Raw genomic sequence first — 26,848 nt, forward strand, 5'->3', positions numbered from 1 at the left:
GATTCAACGGGAGGCTGCGTAATGGCTCGGGCCCGTAACGTGAAACCGGGGCTGTTCAGCAATGAACTGCTCGTTGAGCTTCCAGCGTTCGATCGACTGATGTTCATCGGTCTGTGGTGCCTTGCCGATCGGGAGGGTCGCCTTGAGGACCGAGTGAAGCGCATCAAGATCGAGCTTCTCCCATGTGATGACTATGACGTTGATGCCGGCCTGAATCGCTTGGCTGCTGCTGGCTTCATTTCACGCTACCAAGTAGCTGGTCAGTCGGTGATCGAGATCGTCAACTTTCAGAAGCACCAGAGCCCTCATGGTTCGGAGAAGGACAGCACGTTGCCCGACGTTAACGGCTATCTAACTGTTAACGAACGGAAAAAGAACGTCGTAGTCGCAGGCGGCCAACGCAAAGTTCATGTCTCTGAACAAGGTTTTAACGTTAAACCACCGTTAGAGCCTGTTAATCCACCAAACGATAACGCCCTGATTCCTGATTGTGGATTCCTGATTCCTGATTCACTGAATCAAGATCAACACCACTCTCTCTCAGCGGGCGAGGGCAATTCGGATTCAGCCGAGCAGGGTCTGGAAAACGTCCCAAACCCATCGGTGGATCCCGTCGACCCAAAGGAACCTGTGGAGATGACGCTGGACTGGGTGCCTGACGCCAATCTCCTGAAAACCTACTGCGTGCACTTCGGCGTATCGCCGGACCTCTTCACCCGAGAAGCCATGGCCTCGTTCACAGCGCACCACGAGTCCATTGGCGGCCTGAACACCCAGGCCAAATGGGTATCGCTATTGGTCGGTTGGGTGAAGTCGGACAGGGCCAAGGCCAACAACGTTCGTCAGCTGAAGCCTGTTCAGCCTTCGCGCCACAGCGGGTTCGCGGAACGTAACTACACCGCTGGTCTGACCAAGCGAGAGGACGGTACCTATGGCATCTGAAAACGTGATCACCATGCCTACTGCATCGTCGGCGCCGCACAAGTCGACGGGGATTTGCGAAGAGCACGGTCAGTACCCGCAGACCGTCAATGTCATCTTCGGCCGTGAATTCAAGACCGCCTGCCCGCAGTGCCAGGTCATTGCGAAGGCAGAGGAGCAGGAGCGCATCAGGGCTCAGGCGCGGCAGGAGTTGGCGCTGAAGCTTGGGTCCGCTCTGATCCCCAAGCGGTTCGCCGGGAAAACGCTGTCTGGGTATCTCGCCGTATCACCCGCTCAGAAGGAGGCGCTGAGGATCTGCACGAAGTACGCAGACAAGTTCCCAGAAATAGCCCCGACCGGGAGGTGCTTGTTGCTGCTGGGGAAACCTGGAACTGGTAAGACGCACCTGGGCGTGGCCATCGCTGCCGAAATCATGAAGAAAACAGACGCGACAGCGGTGTACCGAACGCTCGGCACCGTGTTGCAGGAGATCCGCTCGACCTACTCGAAAGGGAGTGAGCGCACCGAAAGCCAGATCCTGTCAGGGCTGATCGGACCGTCGCTTCTGATCCTTGACGAAATTGGCGTGAGCAAGGAGACCCCTAGCGATTTCGAGCTTACGACGTTGTTCTCGATCATCAACGGCCGTTACGAGCAGATGCGCCCCACGGTAATCATTTCAAACCTCGACGCCGGCATGCTCCCAGGCGCTATGGGTGAGCGTTGCTTTGATCGACTGCGGGAAGGCGGCGCGATTGCCGTGCCATTTGAATGGGAATCCCAGCGCGGCAAGGAGGGTTTCTGATGGCTGACCGGCGCCTGGCTGTTCCCGAGATCGATACCTACCGCTTCGCGGTGTTCTGCTGCTCGTTCAAGGTTGATTTGAGCTCTCCACCTGATCACGCACTGGCGCTGTTCGCCGACGAGTCCATGGCCAAGCGTTATGGGGCGTGGATGTGGCCGGGTACCTACGAAGTCGTCGACGTCGTCACGGGGCAGCCGGTATGCGCGTGACCTCCAAGAAACTGCGCGACTCGGCGAATGGCCAAGACTGCACGTTGCGCATGCCGGGCATCTGCAACCACAACCCGGAAACCACCGTGCTCGCACACCTGCCTTGCGGGCAGAAGGGCATGGGCATGAAGGGCTTCGACACAGTGGCGGTGTACGCGTGCAGCGCCTGCCATGACGTGATCGATGGCCGCGCCGCCGGCGAGATTGATTGGCAGGACGTGCCGCGCGCGATCGCCGAAACCCACGAAGCCCTGATCAGGGCAGGAATTCTCACCGTGAAGGGGGCTGCATGATCGCCTTTCTGGAAAACAATCTGCTCCACTTCTATTTCGGTTCACTGCTGATTCTGTTCGTCGCTTGCCTGTGGGGTATTTGGCGGTTGAGCCGGCGTGCACGCATGGTGCGTGGTGAGCGTGTATGAAGCCTGCTGCCATGAGGTTGTTCAAGGCCAAGCCTGTGCGGGCCAAGCGGGTCGACCGCGAAGGCCAGGAGCAGACCGCGCTGATCGCCGAGCTGCGCATCCGGATGCCGGAAGTCGCCGACCTGATCTATCACGTCCCCAATGGTGGGCACCGCCTGAAGAAGGTCGCGGCAGATTTGAAAGGGCAGGGCGTCGCCGCCGGTGTTCCTGACCTGGTGCTGACCATGGCACGCGGCGGCTATTTCGGCCTGTATATCGAATTCAAGGCGACACCGCCGAATGCTGCCCCCGTCTCGGACAGCCAGCACAAATGGATTCGCAAGCTGAACGATCAGGGCTATCTCGCCATCGTCTGCCGGGGGCACTTCGACGCGATGGAGCAGATCCGCGCCTACCTTCGCCTCGCTCCAACAGTGGTGGCCGCATGAGCACCGCCGCCGTCAATCTCTCCGATGCCGAGATCCGCCGGCAGGCTGCCGACTCGGCAGTGCACACGCTGCGTGACCCGCGCCACCCGGGACTCTACTTTCGGTTCAGTGAGGGGAGGGCGCGCGGCTCCTGGTACTTGGTTGTCAAGCGTTCGTGGCGGCGGATCGCAGGATATCCCGACCTCAAGACCAATGCCGTATTGGCGGTTCTGCCCGAGCTGCGGCAGCGCCTGGTGCTCAAGCCGAACGCCAGCGCGGCAATCGAAGCCTGGAGCACTGTCGGTGATCTGCTCGATTGGTACGGTGATCGGATGTCCCGTGATCGGTCGCTTTCGGACAAGCGAAAAGCCGGCGGAAAAACAGCGATTACCTGTCACTTGAAGCCACGCCTCGTCGACTTGCCGATACGTGATGTAAGCGCCCAGACCCTGGACCAGATGCTGATGTGGCCGCTGCAAGCCATCTTGTCGCTGTCCTATGTGCAGCAGCTCTACCGCCTGCTGTCTGCCGCGTTCCGCCAGGCGCATAAGCTGGACCTGATCGCGACAAACCCAATGGCTGGCCTGAAGTTCGCCGACTTCACCACCGCTCGCATCGTGCCCAAGGCTGCCCGGCTGCGCGGTGTCCAGATTCCTGACGTACTCGCCTTGCTGGTCGAGCGTTTCGAGACGGCGCCGGCAGACGCCATGCTCGCTCTGATGATGCTCTGCCACGGCACACGAATTGGCGAAACCCGCATGGCCCGCTGGGCCGATATCGCGCTGCCGGAGCGTGAGTGGTTCATCCCGGCCGAGCGCACCAAGAACCGGACCGAACATCGCTTGCCGCTGACCGACCAGGTATGCGCGCTGCTGCGTCGGTACCGGGCAGTTCAACTGGCCGCCGGCTATCAAGGCGCCTACCTGTTCCCGTCTCGTCGCGGGCTGGCTCTCAGCGAGAACCAGGCGAGCGCCGTATTCACCCGTCTTGGCATGGGCGAGTGGACCAGCCACGACCTACGCAAGGTAGCCCGTACCGCATGGACTGACCTCGGCATCGACGGGCACATCGGCGAGATGCTGCTCAACCATTCTCTGGGCAAGATCGCTTCCACCTACATCAACACCCAGGCCACCGAACAGCGTCGACTGGCGTTGGTGAAGTGGCATGACTGGTTAGATGGCCGTGGCTTTAAGGCGATTCACGGGCAGACGGGCGTTAGATATGAAGATTCGCAAAACACCCTGCAAGCCACGGAATACGCGGCCTGCAAGGTGAATCCACAATTTGTTAATGGCGAGGTTTAAAAATGATGATTTTGCTCAATGCGGCCACCGGCCTCGCTGTAAATCCCAAGCTGATCGCGGCAATCAAGATCGTCGAGAACGGCAGGCCTCGCCTGATCATCACCATGAAGGACGGGTTTGAACTTGAGATCCCGCATGATCCCGAAGCCGGGCTTGATGTCCGATCAATTCACTGCCGCCTGATGGTGTCCGTATGAAGAAGTCGCACGGACCTGCATTCAAAAAGCAGGTGATCCCATTGGCGCCCTGCGCAGCGTGCAAGGGAAAGGCAGTCATCAGCGGCGTTTTCCATGAGATGGACTGCCTCCAGTGCCACGCATCGGGCTGGGTTCGATTCGACAACGGTCAGGCGCTTGAACTGCAAGAGCTGGTCACGCAGCTCGGCTTCAATCTTCGGATCGCGTGCCAGCAGATCGATCGGCGAATTACCGGCTCACCCATGGGTGTATCCGAGTACTACGAACAGAACAACCGCCGCGGCGCCGGCGGATCGAATTACACGGGGGATTGAGTATGCGGATAGCAGAGTTGACTGAGCACGAAGCAAAGGTCGCGCAGATGCTCGGAGATGCCTGGAACGAATACCTGAAATTGCCCATAGAACATCCAATGGAGCGTCAGGAATTTTGCACCGCAATGCATTCATGCCAAGACAAAATCCTTGGCAGGGCTGGTCGCCGGGCCTTTCATTCGGTGGCGCTTGCCGCCAAGGGGGATTAATCGATGGGCATTTATAAAGACGTGATGAGCACCTTGGTACGCGTACTGGCTGCCGACAACATCGACAACAGCACCAAGCAGTCCTGGCAAAAGCTGATCGATGCCGATCTGCGCCAAGGCGGAAATGGCAGCTCCCTATCACCCCGCGACAAGTTCGATTACGACTGCTGCTTATATGCGCTGCTGCACCGCCAGCTCGCTCCCGCACAGTGGGACGTGTTGGTCGCCAAGTATTCGACCCACAAGGCCAACAAGGTCGCCGCGATCGGCCGGCTCGTTTCGCGAATGACTTCTCCGGCACCGGAGCTGTTCATTTACAAAGCGCTCACGGCCTGGGCGATTCCGAAGCTGAAGGGTGTCGAGTCGGGCAAGCGTTCAACCGACATGATCGTGCTGCCGGCCGAGTTCTACGACATGAACACCTGGGATCTGGCCGGCTCGCCAGAGCGCACCCGTCGTAACTGGCGTGGTGGAATTCACAAGCGACTCGAGCAGCTGGAAGAGGCTGCGGTGATCCATGCCACCGAGATTTTCGACCGGGAACAAATCTTTGTAGATGCCGCTTGACCATGATGGCCAATTGGCCGTAAATTAACCCCATCATGTCGATCTTGCGCGTTATGAGAGACGACACACGAAGCCCCGCCACCGAGCGGGGCTTTTTCGTTTTCGGGCATTGCCCAGGCCGCGCAGGCCTCTTTTATTGATGGAGCGGCACATGGCTGAGCCGAGCACTGGCGCACTCGCTGTAACTGGTGTGGTCGCCAGCCTTGGCTTGGGTGCAGCTTTCCCGCAGATTGACCTGTCAGCACTTGTTGGAGCATTCGGCGGAGCGTTTCTCTTCGTCGTGGCAGCGGACGCCATGCCAACGTGGCGCCGTATCGGTTACCTCTTCGCCGGCTGGATCGGCGGTTATTTCGGCTCTGCCGAACTCTTGGGGCTCACCTGGACCAAAACGGCCGGATTCAGTGGGTTCGTCTGTGGCGCAATTTGCGTGGCAGTCGCGACCGGCATTCTTGAGTGGATGCACACAGGCGTGATGCCGCGCTGGCTGCAATGGTTCTTCCGCCTCCGGGCACGGAAGGAGAGTTAAATGGCTGCTGTCATTCAGGCCGCGCTATGTGCGGTCATCTTTACCATGATCGGGTTGCGCTACAGCCCATATCCAAACTCCCGCTACAAGCTCTCGATCTCACTGATTGCATGGGCTGCATGCGCCGTCACCGGCATGCAGTGCGTAAGCCTGGTCGGCCGTATGGTGATCGAGGGTGAGTTCGCTGATGCGTCGTGGTTCAACACGGCGTTCTATGGGTTGGCCGCCGTTCTGGTTTGGCGTGCCCGCGGCAACGTTGCCCGAATCGTTCAGGTGGATTGATATGCCCCTCAGGCCCCAGAAGCCATGCACCGCGCTTGGCTGTCGGGCGCTGACCCGCAATGCCCGTTACTGCGATGACCATGCCGAACTGGCGAAGGCTGCGGCAGCCAAACGCGTCGACGCTCAGAGAGAGAGCAGCACGCAGCGTGGCTACGGGTACAAGTGGCAGAAGGCGAGCAAAGGCTTCCTCATCAAGCACCCGCTGTGCGCTGAACATGATCGGCGCGGCGAAGTCGTGGCTGCGACAGACGTGGATCACATCGTCCCTCACAAGGGCGACATGACTTTGTTCTGGGATCGCAGCAACTGGCAGTCGCTGTGCCATAGCTGCCACAGCACGAAGACGGCCTCGGAAGACGGTGGGTGGGGCAATCCAAGGCGGTAGTCGTGCGAAATGCACGGAAAATGGTCAAACGAGACGGATTCTCATCCAGAGGGGTGGGGGAGGGTCAAAAGTCGGGGGCTTTTTGCTTCTAGACCGTCCGCCCAGCCTTTTTCTTACGCCCGCGAAATTAAAAAATCAGGAGTTGCGCGATGGGAGGCACCGCCACGGTCGCCGGCCGTGGTCGCAAACCCAAGCCAACGGCCAAGAAAGCACTGGCCGGTAATCCCGGCAAGCGGGCGCTGAACACGTCCGAACCGCAGTTTTCAGAAATCACCAAAGACATCGATCCGCCCGAGTGGATGAGCGATATCGCCGCCACCATGTGGAAGATGGTTGTCCCGGAATTGCTACGCGAACACGTCATCGCCCTGACCGACCTTCACAACGTGGAGGCGTTTTGCACCGCGTATAGCAAGTGGCGATTGGCCGAAGAATCTGTGCAGACCTACGGCATCGTTGTTGAGTCTGCTCAGGGCAGCCCGATGAAAAATCCAGCACTGACCGCGGCTAACGAGGCGATGCGCCAGATGGTGACCTTCGGGTCGATGCTCGGCCTTGATCCGTCCAGCCGCTCGCGCCTGATCGGTGGAAACAAGGAAAAACAAACCAATGAATTCGCCCAACTACTGAGATCCTAAATGGCCAAGTCCCCTACGCCGAACGTCGAAAAGGCGACGGCTTGGGGGCGCTCGGTTCTTCGGGGAAAGGTGCCGGCATGCCGGTATGTGCACCAAGCGATCCAGCGTCACTTCGATGACCTGGCGGCCAGTCGCAAGCGAGGATTTCGCTACAAATTCGATGCAGCCAAGGCTGAGAAAAAGCTAAAGCTGATCCAGCTGCTTCCCCACACAAAGGGCGAGTGGGCGTTCAAGCGTCAGCTCATCACCCTTGAGCCGTGGCAGTTGTTCGGGCTTGCCGTCACCTTCGGGTGGGTGAAGAAGAAGGGCGGTCATCGCCGTTTCCGTGAAAGCTACTGGGAGGTGCCACGCAAAAACGGCAAGTCTGTGGTAGCGGGCGGCGTGGGCATCAGCATGTTCGTTGCCGACGGTGAGTTCGGCGCCGAGGTCTACGCGGGCGCCACCACTGAGAAGCAAGCATGGGAGGTTTTCCGGCCTGCCAAACTGATGGTCAGCAAGTCACCGATGCTCATCCAGGCCGCGGGCATCGAGGTCAACGCCTCGAACATGAACATCCCGTCCGACTTCAGCCGGTTCGAGCCGCTGATCGGCAACCCTGGCGACGGCGCCTCACCGAGCTGCGCCATTGTCGACGAATACCACGAACACCCGACCTCTGCTCAGTACGACACCATGCTCACCGGCATGGGCGCACGCCGGCAGCCGCTGATGTTCATCATCACCACGGCCGGTGCGGATATCGAAGGGCCTTGCTACGACAAACGTCGGCAAGTGATCGAGATGCTCGAGGGCACGGTGCCAGACGACGAGCTGTTCGGCTGGATATGGACGCTGGACGAGGGCGATGACTGGACCGATCCGAAGATGCTGGCCAAGGCCAACCCTAACCATGGGGTGTCTGTGTTCCAGGAGTATCTGGAAAGCCAGCAGGCGCGCGCGATCCGATCGGCAAGGTTCACCAACACATTCAAAACGAAGCACCTCAATCTATGGGTGAGCGCCAAGGCCGGCTTCTACAACATGGAAAGCTGGAAAGCGTGTGAAGACACGACGCTGACACTGGAGCAGTTTGAGGGCCAGGAATGGATCGCCGGCTTCGACCTGGCGCGCAAGCTGGATATGAACTCGCGCGCCAGATTGTTCTGGCGCGTGATCGATGGAAAGACGCATTACTACAGTGTCGCGCCAAAGTTCTGGGTGCCAGAAGACACTGCGTTCAACAGCGACAACAAGCGCATGTCGGAACGCTTTCAGGCGTGGATCAACTCACGGCACCTTGATGTCACGGAAGGCGCCGAGATTGATTATCGGGAGATCCTCGAAGACACCAAAGAAGCCAACCATCAGGCGCCCATTCGCGAATGCCCAATCGATCCGTTCGGCGCTTCCGGTCTGATGCACGATCTGGATGACCAAGGCTTCAGCCCGATCACCATCACGCAGAACTACACGAACATGTCGGACCCGATGAAAGAGCTTGAGGCGGCCATTGAGTCAGGTCGGTTCCACCACGATGGCAACCCGATCATGACGTGGTGTATCAGCAACGTCATTGGTAAAAATCTTCCGGGGAACAATGACGTTGTACGGCCGATCAAGCAGGGCGATGACAACAAGATTGACGGTGCGATCGCACTGATCATGGCTGTCGGGCGGGTCATCATTATGGCCGGCGACAGCAGCGGCAACATCAGCGACTTCTTCTCCAAACCAATCATCGTTGGATAACTGACCATGGAAACAGGCCTGATCCTATTTATTGCCGTGGCCATCGTCGCGTTCTGCCTTATCGCCGCTGGAGTGTTTGTTCTCGCCGGCCTCGGCTGGGCTTTGGTGGCTGGCGGCGTTTCCTTTCTGATTGCGGCAGGGTTCATTCGTAAGGGGTTGACCGGTGGATAGATCCCTCAAGGCAGTTTTGCGCCAAGCGCTGCACAAGTCGGCCGAGCCTGGGCTTATGCGATCCTCGCTTGCCGGTTGGGTGGGGCGCCGTATCGGGCTGGGCGATGCGTCTTTCTGGAACGGTTACTACGGCACCGATTCGGCTTCGGGCAAAACCGTCAGCCAGCAAACAGCCCTGCAGCTGTCTACGGTTTGGGCCTGTGTTCGGTTGATTGCTGAGACCTTGGCGACACTGCCGATCGCCCTTTACGAAGATCAAAAAGGCGTGCCGGTAGTGGCCAGCGCGCATCCGGTTCACCGGGTGATTAGCGTTCAACCCAACGCTGATCAGACGCCTGTCGAATTCTGGGAATGCGTGGTCGCGAGCCTGCTGCTGTCTGGCAACAGCTTCAACGAACCAACGCGGGTGGGGAAGGACGTTTCATCGCTCGAGTTTTTGCTTCCACAGTCCGTTTCGCCGCCGCGCCGGTTGGGTGATGGCTCAATCGAATACCGATTCATCGATAGCACTGGGAAATCTCATACGCTGCTCGACGAACAAATGATGCATACACGGGGGTTCGGAACCGACCCGTTATGCGGATTGAGCCCCATCGCGATGGGGCGCAACGTGTTCGGCGCTGCAATGGCCGCAGATGAGTCGGCGAGCAAGATGTTTGCCAACGGCATGAAGTTGGGCGGTGTCTTGTCAACTGATTCGATCTTGAACAAGACGCAGCGCGAAGATATTCGAGAAGACATGGCTGCGCAGTTCGCCAGCACAGTCAACACCGGCAAGACGATGGTGCTCGAGGCAGGGATGAAGTATCAGCAGGTGTCTATGTCACCTGAAGATGCCCAGATGCTGCAGACGCGAGCGTTCAACGTCGAAGAGATCTGTCGCTGGTTTCGTGTGCCGCCATGGATGGTTGGCCATACCTCGAATAGCACCAGTTGGGGAACGGGGATGGAGCAGCAAATGCTCGGCTTCCTCAGCTTCACGCTGTTGCCCTGGATGAAGCGCATCGAACAGAGCATCAATCGCCGCTTGCTTCGGCCGGACGAGCGCCGTCGTTTCTACGCGAAGTTCAATCCTGAAGGACTGCTTCGCGCCGACAGTGCGGCGCGCGCTGCGTTCTACAGCTCGATGACGCAGAACGGCATCTACACCCGTGACGATTGCCGGATAAAAGAGAACATGGCTCCCCATGGCGGCAACGCGGCGAAACTGACTGTGCAGTCCAACATGCTCCCGATCGACAAACTCGGCGAAGGCGCTGGCGATGCTCAGCAAGCGCGCTCAGCGCTCATTGATTGGCTCAACGACAAGCCAAAAGGTAATTCTGAATGAACCGAAAAGACCAATCGGTGGCGGTGAAATACCGATCATTCGACTATGACGTGAAGGCTGTCGGGGACGACGGCCTTTTTTCTGGATACGGATCAGTGTTTGGCGTTGTCGACAGCTACAACGAGGTCGTGGCGCCGGGGGCTTTTCTCGAATCCATCGCGGATGCGAAGGCTAAAAGCCGCACCTTCCCAGTGTTGTGGCAGCACCGCACCGGGGAGCCGATCGGCAGCTGGGACATCGAGAGCCTGAAAGAGGATGACCGCGGCCTGTTCGGTTCCGGCGACCTCTGGCTGGCAGACGCACCCTATGCCCGCATCGCTTTGCGGGGGATGCAGTCGCGCTCCATCACTGGTTTGTCGATCGGGTACTACGTTCGCGATTCCAAGTTCGACGAAAAAACGCGTATTCGAACGCTGACCAAACTCGACCTAGTGGAAATCTCGATCGTCACTGTGCCGGCGAACGATGAGGCGCGTACCGACACTATCAAATCGAAGCTTGCCCATGGCGGCCTGCCTTCGATGCCCGAATTTGAGCTGCTCCTGCGCGAGGCAGGCTTCTCGAAAACTCAGTCTGCGGTGATTGCCAATCGCGGACTGCAGCATTTGCTCCGGAGCGAGTCCGAGGGCGACCTGGCAGCCATCGAAATCGTCGAGGCGCTTAAATCGCGTCCGGCGCTGGTTCTCCCTTCTTTTTGAGGATTCACCATGCACAACGTCATGAGCAACGACGCTCGCTCCGAGCATCGTCAAATGCAGCGTAAAGAACACGCTGGCGACCAGATTCAGCTGAAGGCCGTCAATGACCTGCTTGATCAGCGCGACACGGAAATCAAGGCGTTCGCCGAGAAGGCGAGCCAAGAAATCAAAGAACATGGCACCATCCTGGCTGATACCAAAACTGTCCTCGACGGCCTTGTGAAGGATGGCTTGGGTCTGCAAGATCGCTTGCAAGATATCGAGCAGAAGATGGCGCGACGCTTCGCCGCCAACGACCCAACCGAGCAAAAGTCCGCCGGTGAAGAGCTGTCTGATTCAGAGGATTTCCAAGCGCTGCAAACCCGTGGCCGCGGTATTGCTCGGATCGGCCGCAAAGCCGTCACCAATATCACCAGCGCGACTACGGGGACTGGTGGTGTTGGCGTCGGTATTCAGCCTACCCGTTTACCCGGCGTGCTCGCCGAGCCTGATCGTCAGTTCGTTATCCGCGATCTGATCATGCCAGGCCGGACCAGCTCCAGCTCCATCGAATATGTCCAGGAGAGCGGCTTCCAAAACATGGCTGCTATTCAGGCGACTGAAGGCGCGGCCAAAGCTCAGTCTGATATTTCCTTCAGTCTGAAAACCACCAATGTTGTAACGATCGCTCACTGGTTTCGCGCGTCCAAACAGGTGCTGTCGGATATCCCGCTGTTGCAGAGCTACATCAATGGTCGTGCGATCTACGGCCTGAAGTACAAAGAAGAAGAACAGTTGATCGCAGGCAATGGTGTCGGTGGAAACATGCTTGGTTTGATTCCTCAGGCCTCCGCGTTCAACGATGCTCTTCGCAAGGTTGGCGATACCAAAATCGACACCCTGCGTCGTGCGATTTTGCAGGTTCGCATCGCTGAATATCGTGCTTCGGCGATCGCGCTGAACCCGGTTGACTGGGCCGACATCGAGTTGACCAAGGACGCCAACGGCTCCTACATCTGGGTCAATGTCCAGGAGGGCGGGGCGCAGCGGCTCTGGAAATTGCCAGTGGTAGACAGCAACGCGGTGCCGGAAGGTGAATTCTTGGTAGGCGCGATGAATATCGCCGCTCAAGTATTCGACCGTGAAGAGGCCGCGGTCGAAGTTTCCACCGAAGACGGCGATAACTTCCGCACGAACATGGTCACCATCCGTGCAGAAGAGCGGTTGGCTCTTGCGGTTTACCGCGAGGAATCCTTTGTCCACGGCGAGTTCGACGCTCCTTAAGCGTTCTCCGCCCTTAAGAGGAACGCGCCCGGGTAACTGGGTGCGAACACTTATGCCAGACGTAACTGTAAAAACCGTAAAAGGGTTCAACGCAGACGGGTTGGGGATCGACGACAAGTATCTCAAGCGCGGCGCAGAGCTCGTAATCGACGAATCGCTTGCTCGTGACCTTCACCGGAACGGCTTGATCGAAGATTACGATTCGAAAGCAGCGGTTGAGCCGGATAACAAAAAAGCGCCTGATCCAAAAAACAAGTCGACTGGGAAATCGCCACAATCGAAGACCTGACGGGGCGTGATAGACATGAGCGTCATCGATATCGATCTGGCGATGAAGCACCTTCGGGCAGAGTCCGAGGACGTCGTTGACGTTCAGTCGAAGCTCGACAGTGCTGAAAGCGCCGCACAGAAGTTTTTGCAGCGCCGATTTTATGCCGACGCTGCGGCCTTGGCTTCTGCGCGCGCCGGGGTCCCAGCAGCGCGCCTCGCCGCTCGCACGGCTTATCAACTGGCCGTCACGGCTGCGGAAGCTGTTGAAAACTGGGATGACCGCTGCGCTGCGTTTGCCGATGCAGAGTTCGTGTTCTCTGAGGCGTTGCGAGATTGCACGGCGGTTGCTCGCGGAATAGTCATAAACAAGTCCATCGTTGCGGCCTGCCTGCTTACGCTTGGTCATTTATGGATGAGCCGAGAGGATACCGTGACCGGAATCAATACGTCCTCGGTGATCGAGCTACCACACGGTTCGCGATCGCTACTGCAGCCCGACAGAATCCAGATGGGGGTTTGAATGGCATATCGCGAACCTGGCGCTGGCGAGCTGAACAAGCACATTACGCTGCGCCGCCGAAATGATGCCCCCTCTGCGGACATGGGCGTGGAGTCGCTGTTCTCGGAGCTCAACCCGCGATGGGCAAAGATTGAGCCTGTCGGTTCGGCCGTCTACACAGACAGCGCCCAGACCGACAACAAGATCACCCACCGCATATTCCTCCGCTTTCGCACTGGCATCACGACGGCCTATGAAGTGGTTCATCAGCAAACCCTGTATCGGGTGAAGCGCGGCTTCGACATGAACGGCCGTGGCCGATTCGTTGTGCTTGAGGTCGAAGAGCTCGGACTGATCAACTCGGGAGGGGGCATCTATGCCTAACTCAGCATCGGTTGAAGGCTATCTTCACTTCGAAGGCTTCGACAATTTCCAGCGCGACGCTTTCGATAAGCGGAAGATCCGCGCCGGCATGCGCAAGGCCGGCTTGTTGGTAGCGCAGCGGGCCCAAATGAATCTTGTTTTGGGTGGCGGGCAAGACGGGTACCCCACCAGCCGGACCGGGCGCACGGTTGAGTCGGTGATTTTCAAGGTCTCGAAGTCTGGTTTTCTGGTTCGCGTGTCGCCTACCAAAACTTCCGCCATGGAAGATTTCTACCCGGTTTATCTGCACTACGGTGTGAAGAAGGGCCGCAAGCTCGGAAAGCTCGCACCCGGGCAGGGCCGAGGTAAATCAAACCGGCGGGCTGCTGGTGCCCGTGCCGCCGCGGTAGCTGAGCGTGCCGCCGGCGAATGGCGCATCAAGCCACGCGACAACTACATGGCCGACGCTCTGCAGGACTCGGCTTCGCAAGTTCAATCGATCCTCTCTACCGCTTTCGCAAACGCGCTGGGCTGATCGCTGCCCCGGACACCCGCATGAAATTGAATCCTATCGTTGCCCATCTGCGGCTGGCGTGCCCAACCTTTGCCGGTCGAATTGCGGGCGGCATCGACTGGGACTCTGTCGTCGACAGCGCTCAGCTTGAACTGCCGGCCGCTTATGTGATCGCCACGGCCGACGCTGCCAGCCCGAGCAGGGCCCAGAACATGGTCATTCAGGACATCACCGACCAGTTCAATGTAGTGATCGTGCTGAAGACATCGGATGAGCGTGGCCAGGCAGACAACGATCTGTTGCACGACATTCGCGCCGAGCTCTGGCGCGCTCTTGTTGGCTGGTTGCCAGGGCCTGAGTACACCGAAATCGAATACGGGAAGGGCGCCTTGCTGCACATCAGCCGGGCGCGGTTGGTTTACCAGTTCACCTTCTTCTCCGAATTCCAGCTCGGCCGCAATCGCTCCGACCAGCCGCCAGAGACATGGCAGGAGTGGGAGCTCGACGGCTTGCCCGGGTTTTCTGGCGCGACCATCAACATGGACTGCATCGACCCTGCAGATCCCAACCTGAAACGACCTGGCCCTGACGGGCGCATTGAAGTTGCATTCACTGGAGACGTAACACCATGACCAAGCGCATCACTGTGGTGCCGGCCGCTGGCCGCTCTGTGCCCGATCCGGAGGCTGGCGACCTGTTGCCCGTTGAAGGTCGGGAAGTTCCCGACAACGCCTGGTGGCGTCGTCGTCTGGCTGACGGTGACGTCAGAACCAAAACGGTTGAAGCCCCATCCACCAAAGCCGTTAAAACGGCGCTGATCGAGGAAGGCAAATAATGGCCATCGGATTCAGCAACATCCCCGCCGATATCCGTGTGCCGCTGTTCTATGCGGAGATGGATAGTTCGGCGGCAAACAGCGCTTCGAGCGTGATGCGCCGCCTCATCGTCGCGCAAGTCAATGACGACGCCGAGAGCGAAAGCATCGGCAAGCTGGTGCTGGTCTCCAGCCTCGCGATCGCCAAGAGCATTGCCGGCCAAGGCTCGATGCTCGCTGCGATGTACGAGACCTGGCGCAAGGTCGATCCGATTGGCGAGGTCTGGTGTCTGCCGCTCCAGAATGAAACCGGCGAATCCGCTTCGGCAACCATCACCATCACCGGCGCTGCTACCGAGGCCGGGCTCATGAACCTGTACATCGGCGGCGTGCGCGTCCAGTCGGCGGTGGCATCGGCGGCAACCCCGACGATCGCGGCCGCTGCCTTGGCCGTGAAGATCAACGCCACACCAGACCTGCCCGTCACCGCGGCGGCCGCTGCTGGCGTGGTGACGCTGACCTGCAAATGGACCGGCGAAAGCGGCAACGACATCAGCATTCAGATGAACCGCCTCGGCAAATCCAACGGCGAATCGACACCGGCAGGCCTGACCGTGGTCACCACGGCGATGACTGCGGGTGCCGGCGCGCCGGATGTGGTCGATGCAATCGCGGCGCTCGGTGATGAGCCTTTCGAATTCCTGTGCCAGCCATGGTCTGACATGACCACGCTGAATGCCTGGAAGGATGCGATGGACGACAACACTGGCCGCTGGAGCTGGGCGAAACAGTTGTTCGGCCATGTGTACACCGCCAAGCGCGGCACCATCGGCACGCTGGTGGCCGCCGGGCAGGCGCGCAACGATCAGCACATGACCATTCAAGGCGTGGAACCCGGGGTGCCTCAACCGGTATGGGTGGTGGCGGCATCGCTTGCGGCTCGCACGGCGGTGTTCATCTCTGCCGATGCCAGCCGTCCAACGCAGAGCGGCAGCATGCCTGGTATCGATCCGGCACCGGCCAGTGACCGCTTCACCCTGACCGAACGCCAGTCGCTGCTGAACTACGGCATTGCCACTGCGTACTACGAAGGCGGCTACGTGCGCATCCAGCGCTCGATCACGACCTATCAGAAGAACGCCTATGGCCAGGCCGACAATTCGTACCTGGACAGCGAGACCATGCACCAGTCGGCGTTCATCGTGCGCCGCATGCAGAGCGTCATCACCAGCAAGTACGGTCGGCACAAGTTGGCCAGCGATGGCACCCGCTTCGGCGCCGGCCAGCCGATCGTGACCCCGGCGACCATCCGCGGCGAGCTGATCGCCCAGTACGCCAAGCTCGAGCTGGAAGGTCATGTGGAAAACGCTGACCTGTTCGCCGAGCACCTTGTGGTGGAGCGCGATCTGAACGACCCGAGCCGGGTCAATGTGCTGTTCCCGCCTGACTACATCAACGGCCTGCGCATCTTCGCGCTGCTCAACCAGTTCCGCCTCCAGTACGACGAAGCGGCGTAACGCTCAACTGAACACCCAGCCCGCCCTGTGCGGGCTTTTTCATTCTGGAGACAAAGACCATGGGCGAAAAAGTAGCCGGCACCGCGTACGTAAAAGTAGACGGTGAGCAGCTGACCATCACGGGTGGCGCGGAAGCCCCGCTGATGGAGGTAAAACGCGAGACGATCTATCCCGGCTTCTTCAAGGAAGAAGAGCTCCCGCCTTACCTGAAGATGACCGCGCTAATGCCGCAGGGTTTTCCGATCAAAAAGCTGGCCAACGGCCGCGACATGACGGTGACCTGTGAATTCAACAACGGTCGGGTCTACGTGCTGTCGGGGGCGTTCCTCGTCGATGAGCCTTCCTTCAAGGGCGACGACGGCACACTTGAATTGCAATTCGATGGCGTTAAAGGGAGCTGGCAATGAATGATGTGGTGAAGTTGCAGGTGGCGATCGAGGCTCACGGCGAGCCGCTGACCGAGCTGACAATGCGCCGTCCGACGGTGCAGGAAGTGCGGGCCATCAAGGCGTTGCCGTACAAGATCGACAAGAACGAAGAAGTCAGCCTGGACATGGACGTGGCCGCGAAATACATCGCCGTCTGCGCCGGCATTCCGCCGTCGTCGGTCAACCAGCTGGATCTGGCTGACCTGAACTCGCTGAGCTGGGCGGTGGCCAGTTTTTTCATGAGTGCGGCGTCGACTCCATCCACGACCTGATCGCCGTTGCTTATGACCTGGCGTGGTTCTGGAAAACGGATCCGGAACTGATGTTGGCTCGCCCGCTCGACGTGCTCCGCGAATCCATGGAGCACGCGCAACGAATCAATAATCTCCAGCAGGTGCAGTGATGGCGGATAAATTCCAGCTCAAGGCGTTGATCACCGGCGTCGACAAGCTGTCGCCGATGCTGGGCGGCATCCGGAAAAAGGTTGCGGGCTTTCGCAAGCAAATGGAAAGCTCGGGACTGGGCAAGATCAGTTTTCAAGATGTGTTGCAGGGTGGGGTGTTCGCTGCCCCATTCGTGGCGGGAACCAAGGCGGCGATCGAATTCGAATCGTCCATGGCCGATGTGAAGAAGGTGGTCGATTTCGCAACGCCTGAGCAGTTCAAGGCCATGGGCAAGGACGTGCTCGATCTGTCCGAGAAAATGCCGATGGCGGCCAGCGGCATCGCTGCGATCGTCGCGGCCGGCGGGCAGGCTGGTTTCGCGGCTGGCGAGTTGCGCCAGTTCGCTGAAGACGCCGTGAAGATGGGTATCGCTTTTGACCAGACCGCTGAGCAGTCCGGCGAGATGATGGCCAAGTGGCGGACGTCGTTCAAGCTCACTCAGCCAGAGGTTGTAAAACTGGCTGATCAGATCAACTACCTCAGCAACACCGGCCCATCCTCTGCGGCGCAGATTGCCGATATCGTGACCCGCATTGGCCCCTTGGGGAAAATCGCAGGCTTGGCATCTGGGCAAATCGCGGCAATGGGCGCGACGCTGGCCGGTGTGGGTGTCCCGAGTGAGGTGGCGGCCACCGGCCTGAAGAACTTCATGTTGGCGCTGACTAAAGGCAAAGCAGCCACCAAGGAGCAAACCCAAGCCTTCAAGTCGCTGCGCCTGGACGTGAAGAAAGTTTCCGAAGGCATGCAAAAAGATGCTCAGGGTACGATGCTCGATGTGCTCGAACGGGTATCGAAAGTCGCGCCGGAGAAACAGGCTGGCCTGCTGACTCAGCTATTCGGATCTGAATCGATTGCGGCAATTGCTCCGCTTCTGACAAATCTGGATATGCTGAAAAAGAGCTTCGGCGACGTTTCGGCAAGCACCAAATTCGCCGGCTCGATGAGCAAGGAATATGAAGCCCGGTCGGCGACGACGGCGAATGCCATGCAGTTGATGCGCAACCGAGTGACGCGTCTGGGCATTGAAATCGGCAACGCACTGCTGCCGCCGCTCAACGAAATCATGACGTTGTTAGGGCCGATCGTAAGCCAGATTTCGGAGTTCGCCGCGGCGAACCCCGGGTTGGTGAAGGGGATCTTGGGTGCCGGCTTGGCCTTTGGTGTTTTGAAATTAGGTGTGATGGGCGCCATCGTTGCGATGAAGTTGTTCGATACAGCGACGAAAATCTCTCCTGTCGGCTTGATCATTCGCGGGCTTGCTCTCGCGGCGGGCCTACTCATCGCGAACTGGCAGAAGGTGGCGCCGTTCTTCTCGGCGCTCTGGAACCTGATCAAGGCAGTAGCCCTGCGCGCGCAGTTGGCGTGGGACAAGTTCACCCAGACCAGCCCGGTTCTGGCGAAGAGCCTGATGGGTGCGGCCGCTGGCTTTCTAGCGATGCGTGTTGCCATGCTGGCCGCGACCGTCGCCGGGAAAATCTTCAGCGCGACGTTGGTTGTGGTGAGGGGCGCGGTGTTGGCCGCGACGGTAGCGACCCGGATATTCAACCTGGTGGCGAAAGCCAACCCGTTCATCCTGATTGCCAGCCTGATCGCCATGGCGGCCGGCGCCCTGATTGCAAACTGGGAGCCTGCGCTGAAGTGGTTCAAGGATGCCTGGGACAAGATCAGCGGGTGGGTGAAATCGATCATGGGCGCATTCGGCATGGTGGGCGATGCCGGCATGGATGGTGCGGTGAATACCGCCACCGATGCCGTCAACAACCTGACCATGCAGGTGGCGCCTGCGCGGGCTGGCAATGGCGACGGCACACTGTTGAGACCAAGGCCTGAAGGAGAGCGCTGGTCACCGCAGGGGGACTCGCTCGTTCAGAACGCCATGGCTGCCAGTCAGCCAAAGCTCCAGGGCGAGCTGGTGATGCGCTTCGAGAATCCGCCGCCCGGCCTTCAGGTCGACAAGCCACAAACCAATCAGCCGGGGCTGAACATCAAGCCCAACGTAGGCACCCGCACCGTGGGTGTGATGAGGCCATAAATGGATCAGACATGGCGTGATCAAATGCTGCCGGCGTCGTTCCGGGGGATCAGTTTCTTGATCCCTCAGGCTTCGGTGCCGGTCGGCATGAAAGTGCAACTGCATGAGTTTCCTCAGCGCGATGAGCCCTATTCCGAGCAAATGGGCAAACAGGCGCAGGTTCACCGGCTCGTCTGCTGGATCATCGGTGACGACTGCTTCGAGCGCCGCGATAAATTCATGGAGGCCGTGCAGACGCCAGGCGCTGGCGAGCTGGTGCACCCTTGGCTCGGCCGCATGCAGGTCAAGGCCGGTGAGGCCGAGCTTACGCACGACTTCAAGCAGGGCGGCATGGCGGCGTTCGCGGTAACGTTCTACCCGGACATCCCACTGAAGTTTCCGACAGCGAAGGTCAACACCCAGCAGCAGGTGGTGAAGGCCTCCGATAGCCTGCTGGATTCCGCGCTGGACCGGTACAAGTCGGCAATGGCGAAAGTGGATCAGGCCCGTCTGGGATTGGCACGTCTGCGCAACAGCCTGTCGGGTGTGTACACGGTGATCCAGCAGCAGTTCTCAACCATCATCGGTGCCTTCACCAACCTGACCGGTTTCGTGCAGTCACTGATGAATGCGCCCGATTCACTGTCGTCGCTGTTCTCCAGCTACTTCAGTGAGTTTTCGGTCGACGATTACCTGGGTGACGACTCCGGTTCGAGCTACCGGAACTCAGTGGCCACCGCCACGCAACAAACCGAGGCCGTGGCCAGCATCAATACTGTCAGCGATTCAGGTGGTGTCGATGCGGCGGCGGCTTCCCAAGCCACTGCCAACCTGGTGCAGGATGCTTTGCTGGTTCAGGTTGCGCTGATCATCAGTGAAATGCCGGTGGCGTCTCAGCCGGTTTCGACGGCTACGGTGGCTTCGGTCGAGCAGCAGGCTGTGCAGCCGATCGTGCGCCCGGAGGTTCCGGTGGCTGACGATGTGATCGAGTTGCGCGACAACCTCAACGAGGCAATCTTTCAGGCGTCCTTGAAGGCCGATCCGGAGCACTACATGGTGCTCAACACCCTGCGACAGACCATCGTCAAACACCTGACCGCCGTTGCGGAATCGGGCGTGCGCCTGGTGGAAATCACACCGCCAGAAACGCTGTCGGCGCTGGTGCTGGCTTACCGTCGTTTCGGTGATGCCACTCGCGAATCCGAAGTGGTGCAGCGCAATCGCCTGCGTCACCCCGGGTTCGTGCCGGCCCGGCCGATCAAAATAGCCCAGAGGTAACCCATGGAAGACGTCAACGCTGTCAGCCTCACGGTTGACGGTCTGGATTACTTCGGCTGGAAATCGGTAGAGATCACCGCCGGGCTTGAGGATCAGGCTCGATCATTCACGCTGAACATCACATGGAAATGGCCAGGCCAGCCGTTGCCTTTGCCGATCAAGCAGGGCGCCAAGTGCCAGGTGAAGATCGGTGATGACCTGGTCCTGACCGGGTGGGTGTTCGCCACGCCGATCAGCTACGACCATCAGCAAATCACCACCAGCGTCAGCGGCCGCTCCCTCACCGCCGACCTGGTGGACTGTGCGGCAATCAATAAGCCTGGGCAGTGGAACAACCAAAGCGTCCTTTCAATCGTCAGGGCGCTGGCGTCGCCGTACGGTGTTCGTGTGCGCAGCGAGATCCCGGAAGGGGCAAAGCTGTCAGACCACACGATCGAGCCAGGCGAAACCGTTTTCGAATCCATCGACCGCCTGCTGACGCTGTTCCGTGTGTTCTCCACCGATGACGCCAAGGGCATGGCGGTGCTCGCCAAGCCCGGCAGCGAGGTCCGGGCATTCGATGCGCTGGAAGTCGGCAACAACATCTTGACCGGTGATGCCGCGCTCGACTTCTCGGCGGTCTTTTCCGAATACCAGGTGCTCGGCCAGAAGAGCGGTACCGACGACGAGTTCGGCGAGCAGGCGGCCGAGGTGTCGGCGCTGGTGGCGGATCCGCGCGTTGGTCGCAAGCGCGTCATGATCATTCAGGAATCCGGCCAGATGACCAACGAGCTGGCGCAGGCCAGGGCGAACTGGGAACGCGGCACGCGCATGGGTAAAGCGCTCACCACCAATTACACCGTGCAGGGCTGGCGTCAGTCGAACGGCGCGCTGTGGAAACACAACTCGCTGGTGCGGGTCATCGACCCAATTCTGGGCTTTGATCGCATCATGCTCATTGCCCGGGTGACTTACACGCTCACCGACAGTGGGCAGATCACCAAGTTGGAGGTCGGTCCGCCGGACGGCTTCGAGCCAGAACCGCATGATCCGCATAAGGATCGCAAGTTGAAGAAAGGCGGCAAGGCCGACAACTTCGAATACCTCATCCCCGCAGACTACGAGCCGAAAAAATGAGCCTGAAAAGCATGATGGCGCGCGGCACCGTGGTGCTGGCGGCAGCCGGGAAGATGATGCAGACGCTGCAGGTGAGGCTGACCGCCGGCGAGCTGAAGGACAACGTCGAACACTTCGAGCCATACGGGTTGACCAGCAATCCACTGCCGGGCGCCGAGGTGCTGACAATGTTCCTCGGCGGTGATCGGTCTCACGCAGTCGTCGTGGTTGCTGCTGATCGCCGGTACCGAATCACGGCGCTGGAGCCGGGCGAGGTGGCCATCTACACGGATGAGGGCGACAAGATCCACTTCAAGCGTGGCCGAATCATCGATATTGAAACCGCCACGCTGAACATCAAGGCGACCACCGCGGTGAACTTTGACACGCCGGTCATCAACCAGACGGGGAAAATCGTCTCGACTGGTGATCAGGTCGCCGGCGGCGTCAGCCAGATTCTTCACGTCCACACCAATGTCCAGGCGGGCAGCGGAAACAGCGGGCCACCCGCGGCGGGGGCCTGATGATCTTTTCTGATGATCGTGAATCAGCCCTGACCCGCGCCGTGCTGATCAGTCTGTTTACCTGGCGCCGAGCGCTGACCGATGACCCCGTAGACGATGAGGAACTCTTCGGCTGGTGGGGCGACAGCTACCCGGATATCGCTGACGACCGCATCGGCTCGCGCCTGTGGCTGTTGCGACGAGTGAAGCTGACAGACGCAACTCAGCGCGACGCGGAGTTCTATGCGAACGAAGCCCTGCGCTGGCTTCTTGACGATGGCCACGCAATCGCAATCGAGGTCAGCAGCGAGAAGGCCGACATCAGCCGGCTGAACCTGACGGTCATCCTTACGGTGCCCGGCGGTGACCGCATCGAAATCAAACCCATCTCTTCCTACCAGGTGATCTATGCCGTTTGAAACACCTTCACTGCCGGTGCTCATCAGCCGCACGCAAAGCGATCTGGCCAGCGATGCGCTGCGCCGCTCCGATGCGCAAGTGCTGGCGCGCACGCTGAGCGGCACAGCCTATGGGTTGTACGGCTACCTCGACTGGATCGCCGAACAGATCCTGCCTGACAAGGCGGATGAGGAAACGCTCGAGCGCATTGCGGCGCTGCGCCTCAATCGTCCACGCAATGCTGCTCAACCAGCGGAAGGCAGCGTCAGTTTTAGCGCTGCCGCCGGTGCCGTGCTGGACGTGGATGTGGTGCTTCAGGCTGGTGATGGCCGTATGTACCGCGTCACCACCGGCGTTACCACTGTTGCAGGGGGCAACACGACCACGATTGAGGCGGTTACGGCGGGCGCCCTCGGTAACGCTGATGCCGGGCTCCAGCTAACACTGGTTCAGCCGGTGGCCGGTGTGACCAATGCTTTCGCCGTCATCGCCCCAGGACTCTCGGGCGGCATTGAAAAGGAAAGCATCGAATCGCTCCGCGCGCGGGTCATCCGCTCCTACCGGGTTATCCCGCACGGCGGATCGGAAGACGACTACGAGACGTGGGCTTTGGAGTTTCCCGGCGTCACCCGAGCATGGTGCCGCGGCAACTATCTGGGGCCGGGCACCGTCGGGCTCTTTGTGATGCGGGACAACGATCCGGTGCCAGTGCCCAATCCTACTCAGTTACAGGAAATCAAGGACTACATCGAGCCACTGCGGCCAGTCACCGCCGAACTCCACGTTCTTGCCCCAACGCAAAAGCCGGTGCTCTACAGCATCCACCCAGTGCCAGACACCACCGCGGTTCGCGCTGCGATTACGGCCAGCCTGAAGGATCTACACGATCGCGAGGCTGGCTTGGGCGACACGCTGCTGATCAGCCACATTCGCGAAGCGATCAGCGGCGCCGCCGGCGAAACAGACCACGCGCTGACGGTGCCGGCCGCAAACGTTACTGCCGCGGCGAATGAGTTGCTGACTTTCGGAGGCATCACATGGCTATAGCGCGGACGGCTGAAGAGTATCGGCAACAACTGCGCGGTCTGCTTCCCTTGGGACCAGCCTGGGATCCAGAACTGGTGCCCGAAATTGATCTTGTACTGACGGGTGTATCTCTGGAGTTCTCTCGGCTTGATGCTCGGGCTGTTGACCTTTTGAACGAAATGGACCCAGTCAGCGTTAGCGAGTTGGTACCGGACTGGGAGGCTGTGATGAATCTGCCTGACCCGTGCTTGGGGCCAAACCCCGCGTTCGAGGACCGTCGCTTGGCAGTGCGCCGGCGCTTGGTCGAGGTCGGTGGGCAGAGCAGGGCGTATTTCATAGATATAGCCGTGAGCCAAGGCTATCCGAACGCCACTATCACAGAGCATCGCGCGCCACGTTTCGGTCGATCAAGGTTCGGCTCCGCACATTTTGGTACATGGCATGCACAGTTCTTGTGGACCTTGAACACAGGTGGTCGTCAGCGGCAGGGTAGGCGATTTGGTGTCAGCTACTGGGGAGAGCGCTTCGGTGTAAATCCGGGTGATCCGCTCGAATGCACCATCCGGCGTCCATCGCCAGCGCACACCGTAGTACATATAAATTACGACTGAGAGGTAAAACTGTGGATTATCCAAAGAGCGTGCCCAGCGTTGGGTTGGTAGGTGGCAAGTTCGTTGATGAGGACCCGCTGGCGGGCACTCCAGGGTCCTTGATTCCGGCGCAGTGGGGGAACGCAGTCACGCAAGAAATCATTAATGTTTTGACTGCGGCGGGATTAGTGCCTGACGAACTCAACAACGCGCAACTTCTGCTGGCAATTAGCAATCTATCTCTGGTCAGTCAAGCGCAATATGCGTTAGGCGCTGGCAGCGCCAATGCAATCACGGCGACTTATGCGCCTGCAATAACCTCGCTTGCAGACGGAATGGTTCTCAAATTTAAGGCCCTCTCCACCAACACCGGCGCTGCTACTTTCAATCCGAACGGGCTCGGCGCTAAAGCAATCGTTGGCGGCGCACATGCTGCCTTGCAGGGCGGCGAGATTGCCGCAACGGGAGATGTTTGGCTTCAGTACAACGCATCGGTAGCCGGTGGCGCCTGGGTCATCATTGCTGGTACAGCCGGCAGCAGTCAATTATCCGCCGGAAGTTATGGTGGCACTGCGCAACAGTTCGATAATTCACAAAAGTTGGCAACAACCGCGTTTGTTAAAAAAATCGGTGCTCAATTTTCTGCCACAACTGTATTCGCTACCGGTCCGCAAACTTTAACCGCAGCCATGGCCGGCACTTTAATCGATTGTACAGGCGCCTACTCCGGCAACATGACGCTCCCTTCCGCATCAAGTGTACCTGATGGAACATGCTTTACGATCTGGTCTGGTGCTGGGGTCAATTTCAATTTGCTGTGCTCCGGTTCAGATGCTGTCTTCGTAAATCAAAACGCATCAGTGTCATCCATCACCATCCGCCCAGGCGGAACGCTAACGGTGGAAAAATCTCCAGCCTCCAACGCTTGGATAGCAGTTTCAGGTAGCGAACAGCTTCCATTTTCTACTACCTACGCAGGGTTGGCTCCAAAGCCTATAAGCGGTGCTGGTGTAGGAGCGTGGCAAACAAACATAGGCACCGTTAATACCGCCTACTCTCTCCCAGCGGGAGGGACGTGGGCGTATTTTGCAATCCCATTTACATCTTCTGGGGCGCAACAAACAGCGGTGCCACCTTTAAGCGGGGTAGCTGCGGGCGGATCGATTATCGCTACTGCCGTGGCTGCTCAATACTGGTATGGATTCTGCTGGAGGATTCAATAATGTTTACAGACTGCGCTTATGACGCGACGGGCAACGTGGTGTGCACCTATCGCGGAATGCCGTTCCAATGCACAGAAAACGAAACTCCCGAGGAGTGGGCAGCGCTGCTGGGTGCCATTGACTCGGGGGAGGTGGTTGTTGCTGATCATGAACCGATTCCAGTTGTGCCACCGACACCGTCCGAGATACTGGCGGCCAACACGGACACGTTCATTGGTCTAAGCAAACAAGCATCCGTTGCTATGACGCCGCTGTTGATATCTCTGCAGCTTGGTGACGCCACTGCTGCGGAAACAGCGGCTGCCAAGGCATGGCAAACCTATTCGCGGGCATTGAAGATCGTTGATCTGACAGCCTTCAATCCGGACTGGCCGGCGACCCCTTCTTAAAACTGCGCCGCCGCTATTTGCGGTTTTTGCCTGGAGAAAAACATGCCGATCACCCAGCAGCAGTTGCTGCAGATCCTTCCGAACGCCCGCACCCAAGCGGGCGTTTTTGTTTCCGCCCTGAACACCGCCACGCAGCACTACCAGATCGTTGGTCCCAAGCGCGCCGCTGCGTTCATTGCTCAGATCGGCCATGAGTCTGGCCAGCTGCGCTATGTCCGTGAGATCTGGGGGCCGACCTCCGCCCAGCGCGGTTATGAGGGACGCCAAGACCTGGGCAACACCGTTCCGGGAGATGGACGGAAGTACTGCGGGCGCGGCCTGATCCAGATAACTGGCCGGGCGAACTACGCCAAGTGTGGGGAAGCGCTGGGCCTTGACCTGATCAATCACCCCGAGCTGCTCGAGCTGCCTCAGCATGCCGCGATGTCGGCAGCGTGGTTCTGGAAGCAGAAGGGGCTGAACGATTTGGCCGACCGAGACGAGTTCAACACCATCACTCGGCGTATCAATGGCGGGCTGAACGGCTTGGCGGATCGGCTGGCGCTGTGGGAGAAGGCGCGGGCGGTGCTGGCGTGAACGTGCCGTGGCGGTTGATCGGAGTGGTGTTGCTGGTGCTCGCCGGCTTCGGCAGCGCCTGGCAGTTTCAGGACTGGCGCTACGGCCGGCAGCTCGCCGAGCAGGCCAAGCTCAACGGCGAGACGCTGAACCAGCTTGCCACGGCCGGCACCGAGGCGCAGAAGGCCGAGCAGGCCAAACGATTGGCGCTCGAACAGAAGCTGGCTGCCAGTGAGCAAACCCATTACAGGAAACTGAGTGATGCCCAACGTAACCAAGATCGCCTGCGCGATCGCCTTGCCACTGCTGATCTGCGGCTGTCAATCCTCGTCGACGCGGATTCAGCCAGTGGCTGTGACGTGCCAAAAGCCACCGGTACCGGCGGCGTGGATCATGCAACCGTACGCGCCAGACTTGACCCAGCGCATGCTCAACGAATTGTCGCCATCACCGACGCCGGCGATCGTGGACTGATAGCGCTGCAGGCTTGCCAAAGCTACATCAGAACTCTATCGAACTGAAATGAATGCCTCACCAGAACTTAGAGTAGTTC

At 59.3% G+C, this 26,848-nt stretch carries 40 protein-coding genes; all 40 read left to right on the forward strand.

Going from position 1 to position 26,848, the window contains the following annotated elements; genetic code table 11:
- Window positions 1-21: 21 nt before the first annotated feature.
- The 40 genes from F8N49_RS03530 (at window position 22) to F8N49_RS03715 (ending at window position 26,816) form a co-directional block, all read left to right on the forward strand.
- A complete protein-coding gene (locus F8N49_RS03530) occupies window positions 22-942 on the forward strand; it encodes a DnaT-like ssDNA-binding domain-containing protein (protein WP_122507132.1) in 921 nt (306 codons plus the stop codon).
- Window positions 932-1,726: an ATP-binding protein gene (locus tag F8N49_RS03535; protein WP_151550797.1), complete on the forward strand. Its 795-nt coding sequence runs from the start codon at window positions 932-934 to the stop codon at window positions 1,724-1,726. The genes F8N49_RS03530 and F8N49_RS03535 overlap by 11 nt, the downstream gene beginning before the upstream one ends.
- Entirely contained in the window at window positions 1,726-1,935 is a 210-nt protein-coding gene (locus tag F8N49_RS03540; RefSeq protein ID WP_151550798.1) for a hypothetical protein, read from the forward strand. Before F8N49_RS03535 ends, F8N49_RS03540 begins: the two co-directional genes overlap by 1 nt.
- Complete coding sequence (locus F8N49_RS03545; RefSeq protein ID WP_151550799.1) at window positions 1,926-2,228, forward strand: nuclease domain-containing protein; 303 nt, start codon at window positions 1,926-1,928, stop codon at window positions 2,226-2,228. The genes F8N49_RS03540 and F8N49_RS03545 overlap by 10 nt, the downstream gene beginning before the upstream one ends.
- Window positions 2,225-2,356 (forward strand): hypothetical protein, encoded by a 132-nt coding sequence (locus F8N49_RS28180; protein WP_256675386.1) that lies wholly within the window; start codon window positions 2,225-2,227, stop codon window positions 2,354-2,356. Before F8N49_RS03545 ends, F8N49_RS28180 begins: the two co-directional genes overlap by 4 nt.
- Window positions 2,353-2,784: a VRR-NUC domain-containing protein gene (locus F8N49_RS03550; RefSeq protein WP_151550800.1), complete on the forward strand. Its 432-nt coding sequence runs from the start codon at window positions 2,353-2,355 to the stop codon at window positions 2,782-2,784. Before F8N49_RS28180 ends, F8N49_RS03550 begins: the two co-directional genes overlap by 4 nt.
- Window positions 2,781-4,070: a site-specific integrase gene (locus F8N49_RS03555; protein ID WP_151550801.1), complete on the forward strand. Its 1,290-nt coding sequence runs from the start codon at window positions 2,781-2,783 to the stop codon at window positions 4,068-4,070. The genes F8N49_RS03550 and F8N49_RS03555 overlap by 4 nt, the downstream gene beginning before the upstream one ends.
- 2 nt (window positions 4,071-4,072) lie before the next feature.
- Complete coding sequence (locus tag F8N49_RS03560; RefSeq protein WP_151550802.1) at window positions 4,073-4,267, forward strand: hypothetical protein; 195 nt, start codon at window positions 4,073-4,075, stop codon at window positions 4,265-4,267.
- Window positions 4,264-4,581 (forward strand): hypothetical protein, encoded by a 318-nt coding sequence (locus F8N49_RS03565; RefSeq protein WP_151550803.1) that lies wholly within the window; start codon window positions 4,264-4,266, stop codon window positions 4,579-4,581. Before F8N49_RS03560 ends, F8N49_RS03565 begins: the two co-directional genes overlap by 4 nt.
- A 17-nt stretch (window positions 4,582-4,598) precedes the next feature.
- Entirely contained in the window at window positions 4,599-4,790 is a 192-nt protein-coding gene (locus F8N49_RS03570; RefSeq protein WP_256675387.1) for a hypothetical protein, read from the forward strand.
- A 3-nt stretch (window positions 4,791-4,793) separates the two neighbouring features.
- Window positions 4,794-5,357: a hypothetical protein gene (locus F8N49_RS03575; protein ID WP_151550805.1), complete on the forward strand. Its 564-nt coding sequence runs from the start codon at window positions 4,794-4,796 to the stop codon at window positions 5,355-5,357.
- A gap of 151 nt (window positions 5,358-5,508) precedes the next feature.
- A complete protein-coding gene (locus F8N49_RS03580; RefSeq protein ID WP_151550806.1) occupies window positions 5,509-5,883 on the forward strand; it encodes a putative holin in 375 nt (124 codons plus the stop codon).
- Complete coding sequence (locus F8N49_RS03585) at window positions 5,884-6,165, forward strand: phage holin family protein (protein WP_071171687.1); 282 nt, start codon at window positions 5,884-5,886, stop codon at window positions 6,163-6,165. It begins immediately after the preceding gene.
- A gap of 1 nt (window position 6,166) precedes the next feature.
- Window positions 6,167-6,550: an HNH endonuclease gene (locus tag F8N49_RS03590; protein ID WP_151550807.1), complete on the forward strand. Its 384-nt coding sequence runs from the start codon at window positions 6,167-6,169 to the stop codon at window positions 6,548-6,550.
- Between the two features lie 149 nt (window positions 6,551-6,699).
- Window positions 6,700-7,188: a phage terminase small subunit P27 family gene (locus F8N49_RS03595; protein WP_151550808.1), complete on the forward strand. Its 489-nt coding sequence runs from the start codon at window positions 6,700-6,702 to the stop codon at window positions 7,186-7,188.
- Window positions 7,189-8,916 carry a terminase large subunit gene (locus F8N49_RS03600; RefSeq protein WP_151550809.1) on the forward strand — a complete coding sequence of 576 codons (1,728 nt, stop codon included), beginning with the start codon at window positions 7,189-7,191 and terminating at the stop codon, window positions 8,914-8,916.
- Window positions 8,917-8,922: 6 nt separating this feature from the next.
- Window positions 8,923-9,087: a hypothetical protein gene (locus F8N49_RS27860; protein ID WP_178116888.1), complete on the forward strand. Its 165-nt coding sequence runs from the start codon at window positions 8,923-8,925 to the stop codon at window positions 9,085-9,087.
- A complete protein-coding gene (locus F8N49_RS03605; protein WP_151550810.1) occupies window positions 9,080-10,417 on the forward strand; it encodes a phage portal protein in 1,338 nt (445 codons plus the stop codon). Before F8N49_RS27860 ends, F8N49_RS03605 begins: the two co-directional genes overlap by 8 nt.
- On the forward strand, window positions 10,414-11,115 hold the full coding sequence (locus F8N49_RS03610) for an HK97 family phage prohead protease (RefSeq protein WP_150743303.1): 702 nt from the start codon (window positions 10,414-10,416) through the stop codon (window positions 11,113-11,115). Before F8N49_RS03605 ends, F8N49_RS03610 begins: the two co-directional genes overlap by 4 nt.
- A gap of 9 nt (window positions 11,116-11,124) precedes the next feature.
- On the forward strand, window positions 11,125-12,378 hold the full coding sequence (locus F8N49_RS03615) for a phage major capsid protein (protein ID WP_151550811.1): 1,254 nt from the start codon (window positions 11,125-11,127) through the stop codon (window positions 12,376-12,378).
- Between the two features lie 52 nt (window positions 12,379-12,430).
- The gene (locus F8N49_RS03620; protein ID WP_151550812.1) at window positions 12,431-12,667 is read left to right on the forward strand and encodes a hypothetical protein; all 237 of its coding nucleotides are present in this window, start codon (window positions 12,431-12,433) and stop codon (window positions 12,665-12,667) included.
- Window positions 12,668-12,682: 15 nt separating this feature from the next.
- Window positions 12,683-13,168: a phage gp6-like head-tail connector protein gene (locus tag F8N49_RS03625; RefSeq protein WP_151550813.1), complete on the forward strand. Its 486-nt coding sequence runs from the start codon at window positions 12,683-12,685 to the stop codon at window positions 13,166-13,168.
- On the forward strand, window positions 13,169-13,531 hold the full coding sequence (locus tag F8N49_RS03630; protein ID WP_151550814.1) for a phage head closure protein: 363 nt from the start codon (window positions 13,169-13,171) through the stop codon (window positions 13,529-13,531).
- On the forward strand, window positions 13,524-14,045 hold the full coding sequence (locus tag F8N49_RS03635) for a hypothetical protein (RefSeq protein ID WP_151550815.1): 522 nt from the start codon (window positions 13,524-13,526) through the stop codon (window positions 14,043-14,045). Before F8N49_RS03630 ends, F8N49_RS03635 begins: the two co-directional genes overlap by 8 nt.
- Before the next feature lie 20 nt (window positions 14,046-14,065).
- The gene (locus F8N49_RS03640) at window positions 14,066-14,656 is read left to right on the forward strand and encodes a hypothetical protein (RefSeq protein WP_151550816.1); all 591 of its coding nucleotides are present in this window, start codon (window positions 14,066-14,068) and stop codon (window positions 14,654-14,656) included.
- Complete coding sequence (locus F8N49_RS03645) at window positions 14,653-14,859, forward strand: DUF2635 domain-containing protein (RefSeq protein ID WP_151550817.1); 207 nt, start codon at window positions 14,653-14,655, stop codon at window positions 14,857-14,859. The genes F8N49_RS03640 and F8N49_RS03645 overlap by 4 nt, the downstream gene beginning before the upstream one ends.
- The gene (locus tag F8N49_RS03650; protein WP_151550818.1) at window positions 14,859-16,355 is read left to right on the forward strand and encodes a phage tail sheath subtilisin-like domain-containing protein; all 1,497 of its coding nucleotides are present in this window, start codon (window positions 14,859-14,861) and stop codon (window positions 16,353-16,355) included. The genes F8N49_RS03645 and F8N49_RS03650 overlap by 1 nt, the downstream gene beginning before the upstream one ends.
- A gap of 59 nt (window positions 16,356-16,414) precedes the next feature.
- Window positions 16,415-16,762: a phage tail tube protein gene (locus tag F8N49_RS03655; RefSeq protein ID WP_151550819.1), complete on the forward strand. Its 348-nt coding sequence runs from the start codon at window positions 16,415-16,417 to the stop codon at window positions 16,760-16,762.
- Window positions 16,759-17,055 carry a phage tail assembly protein gene (locus F8N49_RS03660; RefSeq protein WP_151550820.1) on the forward strand — a complete coding sequence of 99 codons (297 nt, stop codon included), beginning with the start codon at window positions 16,759-16,761 and terminating at the stop codon, window positions 17,053-17,055. The genes F8N49_RS03655 and F8N49_RS03660 overlap by 4 nt, the downstream gene beginning before the upstream one ends.
- Before the next feature lie 130 nt (window positions 17,056-17,185).
- Window positions 17,186-19,258 (forward strand): phage tail tape measure protein, encoded by a 2,073-nt coding sequence (locus F8N49_RS03665; protein WP_151550821.1) that lies wholly within the window; start codon window positions 17,186-17,188, stop codon window positions 19,256-19,258.
- A complete protein-coding gene (locus F8N49_RS03670; protein WP_151550822.1) occupies window positions 19,259-20,515 on the forward strand; it encodes a DNA circularization protein in 1,257 nt (418 codons plus the stop codon).
- 3 nt (window positions 20,516-20,518) lie between these two features.
- The gene (locus tag F8N49_RS03675) at window positions 20,519-21,631 is read left to right on the forward strand and encodes a phage baseplate assembly protein (RefSeq protein ID WP_151550823.1); all 1,113 of its coding nucleotides are present in this window, start codon (window positions 20,519-20,521) and stop codon (window positions 21,629-21,631) included.
- Window positions 21,628-22,134: a phage baseplate assembly protein V gene (locus tag F8N49_RS03680; protein ID WP_151550824.1), complete on the forward strand. Its 507-nt coding sequence runs from the start codon at window positions 21,628-21,630 to the stop codon at window positions 22,132-22,134. Before F8N49_RS03675 ends, F8N49_RS03680 begins: the two co-directional genes overlap by 4 nt.
- The gene (locus F8N49_RS03685) at window positions 22,134-22,532 is read left to right on the forward strand and encodes a phage GP46 family protein (protein WP_151550825.1); all 399 of its coding nucleotides are present in this window, start codon (window positions 22,134-22,136) and stop codon (window positions 22,530-22,532) included. Before F8N49_RS03680 ends, F8N49_RS03685 begins: the two co-directional genes overlap by 1 nt.
- Window positions 22,522-23,559 carry a baseplate J/gp47 family protein gene (locus F8N49_RS03690; RefSeq protein WP_151550826.1) on the forward strand — a complete coding sequence of 346 codons (1,038 nt, stop codon included), beginning with the start codon at window positions 22,522-22,524 and terminating at the stop codon, window positions 23,557-23,559. The genes F8N49_RS03685 and F8N49_RS03690 overlap by 11 nt, the downstream gene beginning before the upstream one ends.
- Window positions 23,550-24,149 carry a YmfQ family protein gene (locus F8N49_RS03695; RefSeq protein WP_151550827.1) on the forward strand — a complete coding sequence of 200 codons (600 nt, stop codon included), beginning with the start codon at window positions 23,550-23,552 and terminating at the stop codon, window positions 24,147-24,149. The genes F8N49_RS03690 and F8N49_RS03695 overlap by 10 nt, the downstream gene beginning before the upstream one ends.
- Before the next feature lie 11 nt (window positions 24,150-24,160).
- Window positions 24,161-25,351, forward strand: a complete 1,191-nt coding sequence (locus tag F8N49_RS28185; protein ID WP_256675388.1) for a hypothetical protein — start codon at window positions 24,161-24,163, stop codon at window positions 25,349-25,351.
- Window positions 25,351-25,740 (forward strand): tail fiber assembly protein, encoded by a 390-nt coding sequence (locus tag F8N49_RS03705; RefSeq protein WP_151550828.1) that lies wholly within the window; start codon window positions 25,351-25,353, stop codon window positions 25,738-25,740. The genes F8N49_RS28185 and F8N49_RS03705 overlap by 1 nt, the downstream gene beginning before the upstream one ends.
- Window positions 25,741-25,782: 42 nt before the next feature.
- Window positions 25,783-26,316, forward strand: a complete 534-nt coding sequence (locus F8N49_RS03710) for a glycoside hydrolase family 19 protein (RefSeq protein ID WP_151550829.1) — start codon at window positions 25,783-25,785, stop codon at window positions 26,314-26,316.
- Complete coding sequence (locus F8N49_RS03715; protein ID WP_151550830.1) at window positions 26,313-26,816, forward strand: lysis system i-spanin subunit Rz; 504 nt, start codon at window positions 26,313-26,315, stop codon at window positions 26,814-26,816. Before F8N49_RS03710 ends, F8N49_RS03715 begins: the two co-directional genes overlap by 4 nt.
- Window positions 26,817-26,848: the final 32 nt, after the last annotated feature.

The organism is Pseudomonas sp. GXM4, assembly GCF_008923895.1.
GTDB classification, from domain to species: Bacteria; Pseudomonadota; Gammaproteobacteria; order Pseudomonadales; family Pseudomonadaceae; genus Aquipseudomonas; species Aquipseudomonas atacamensis.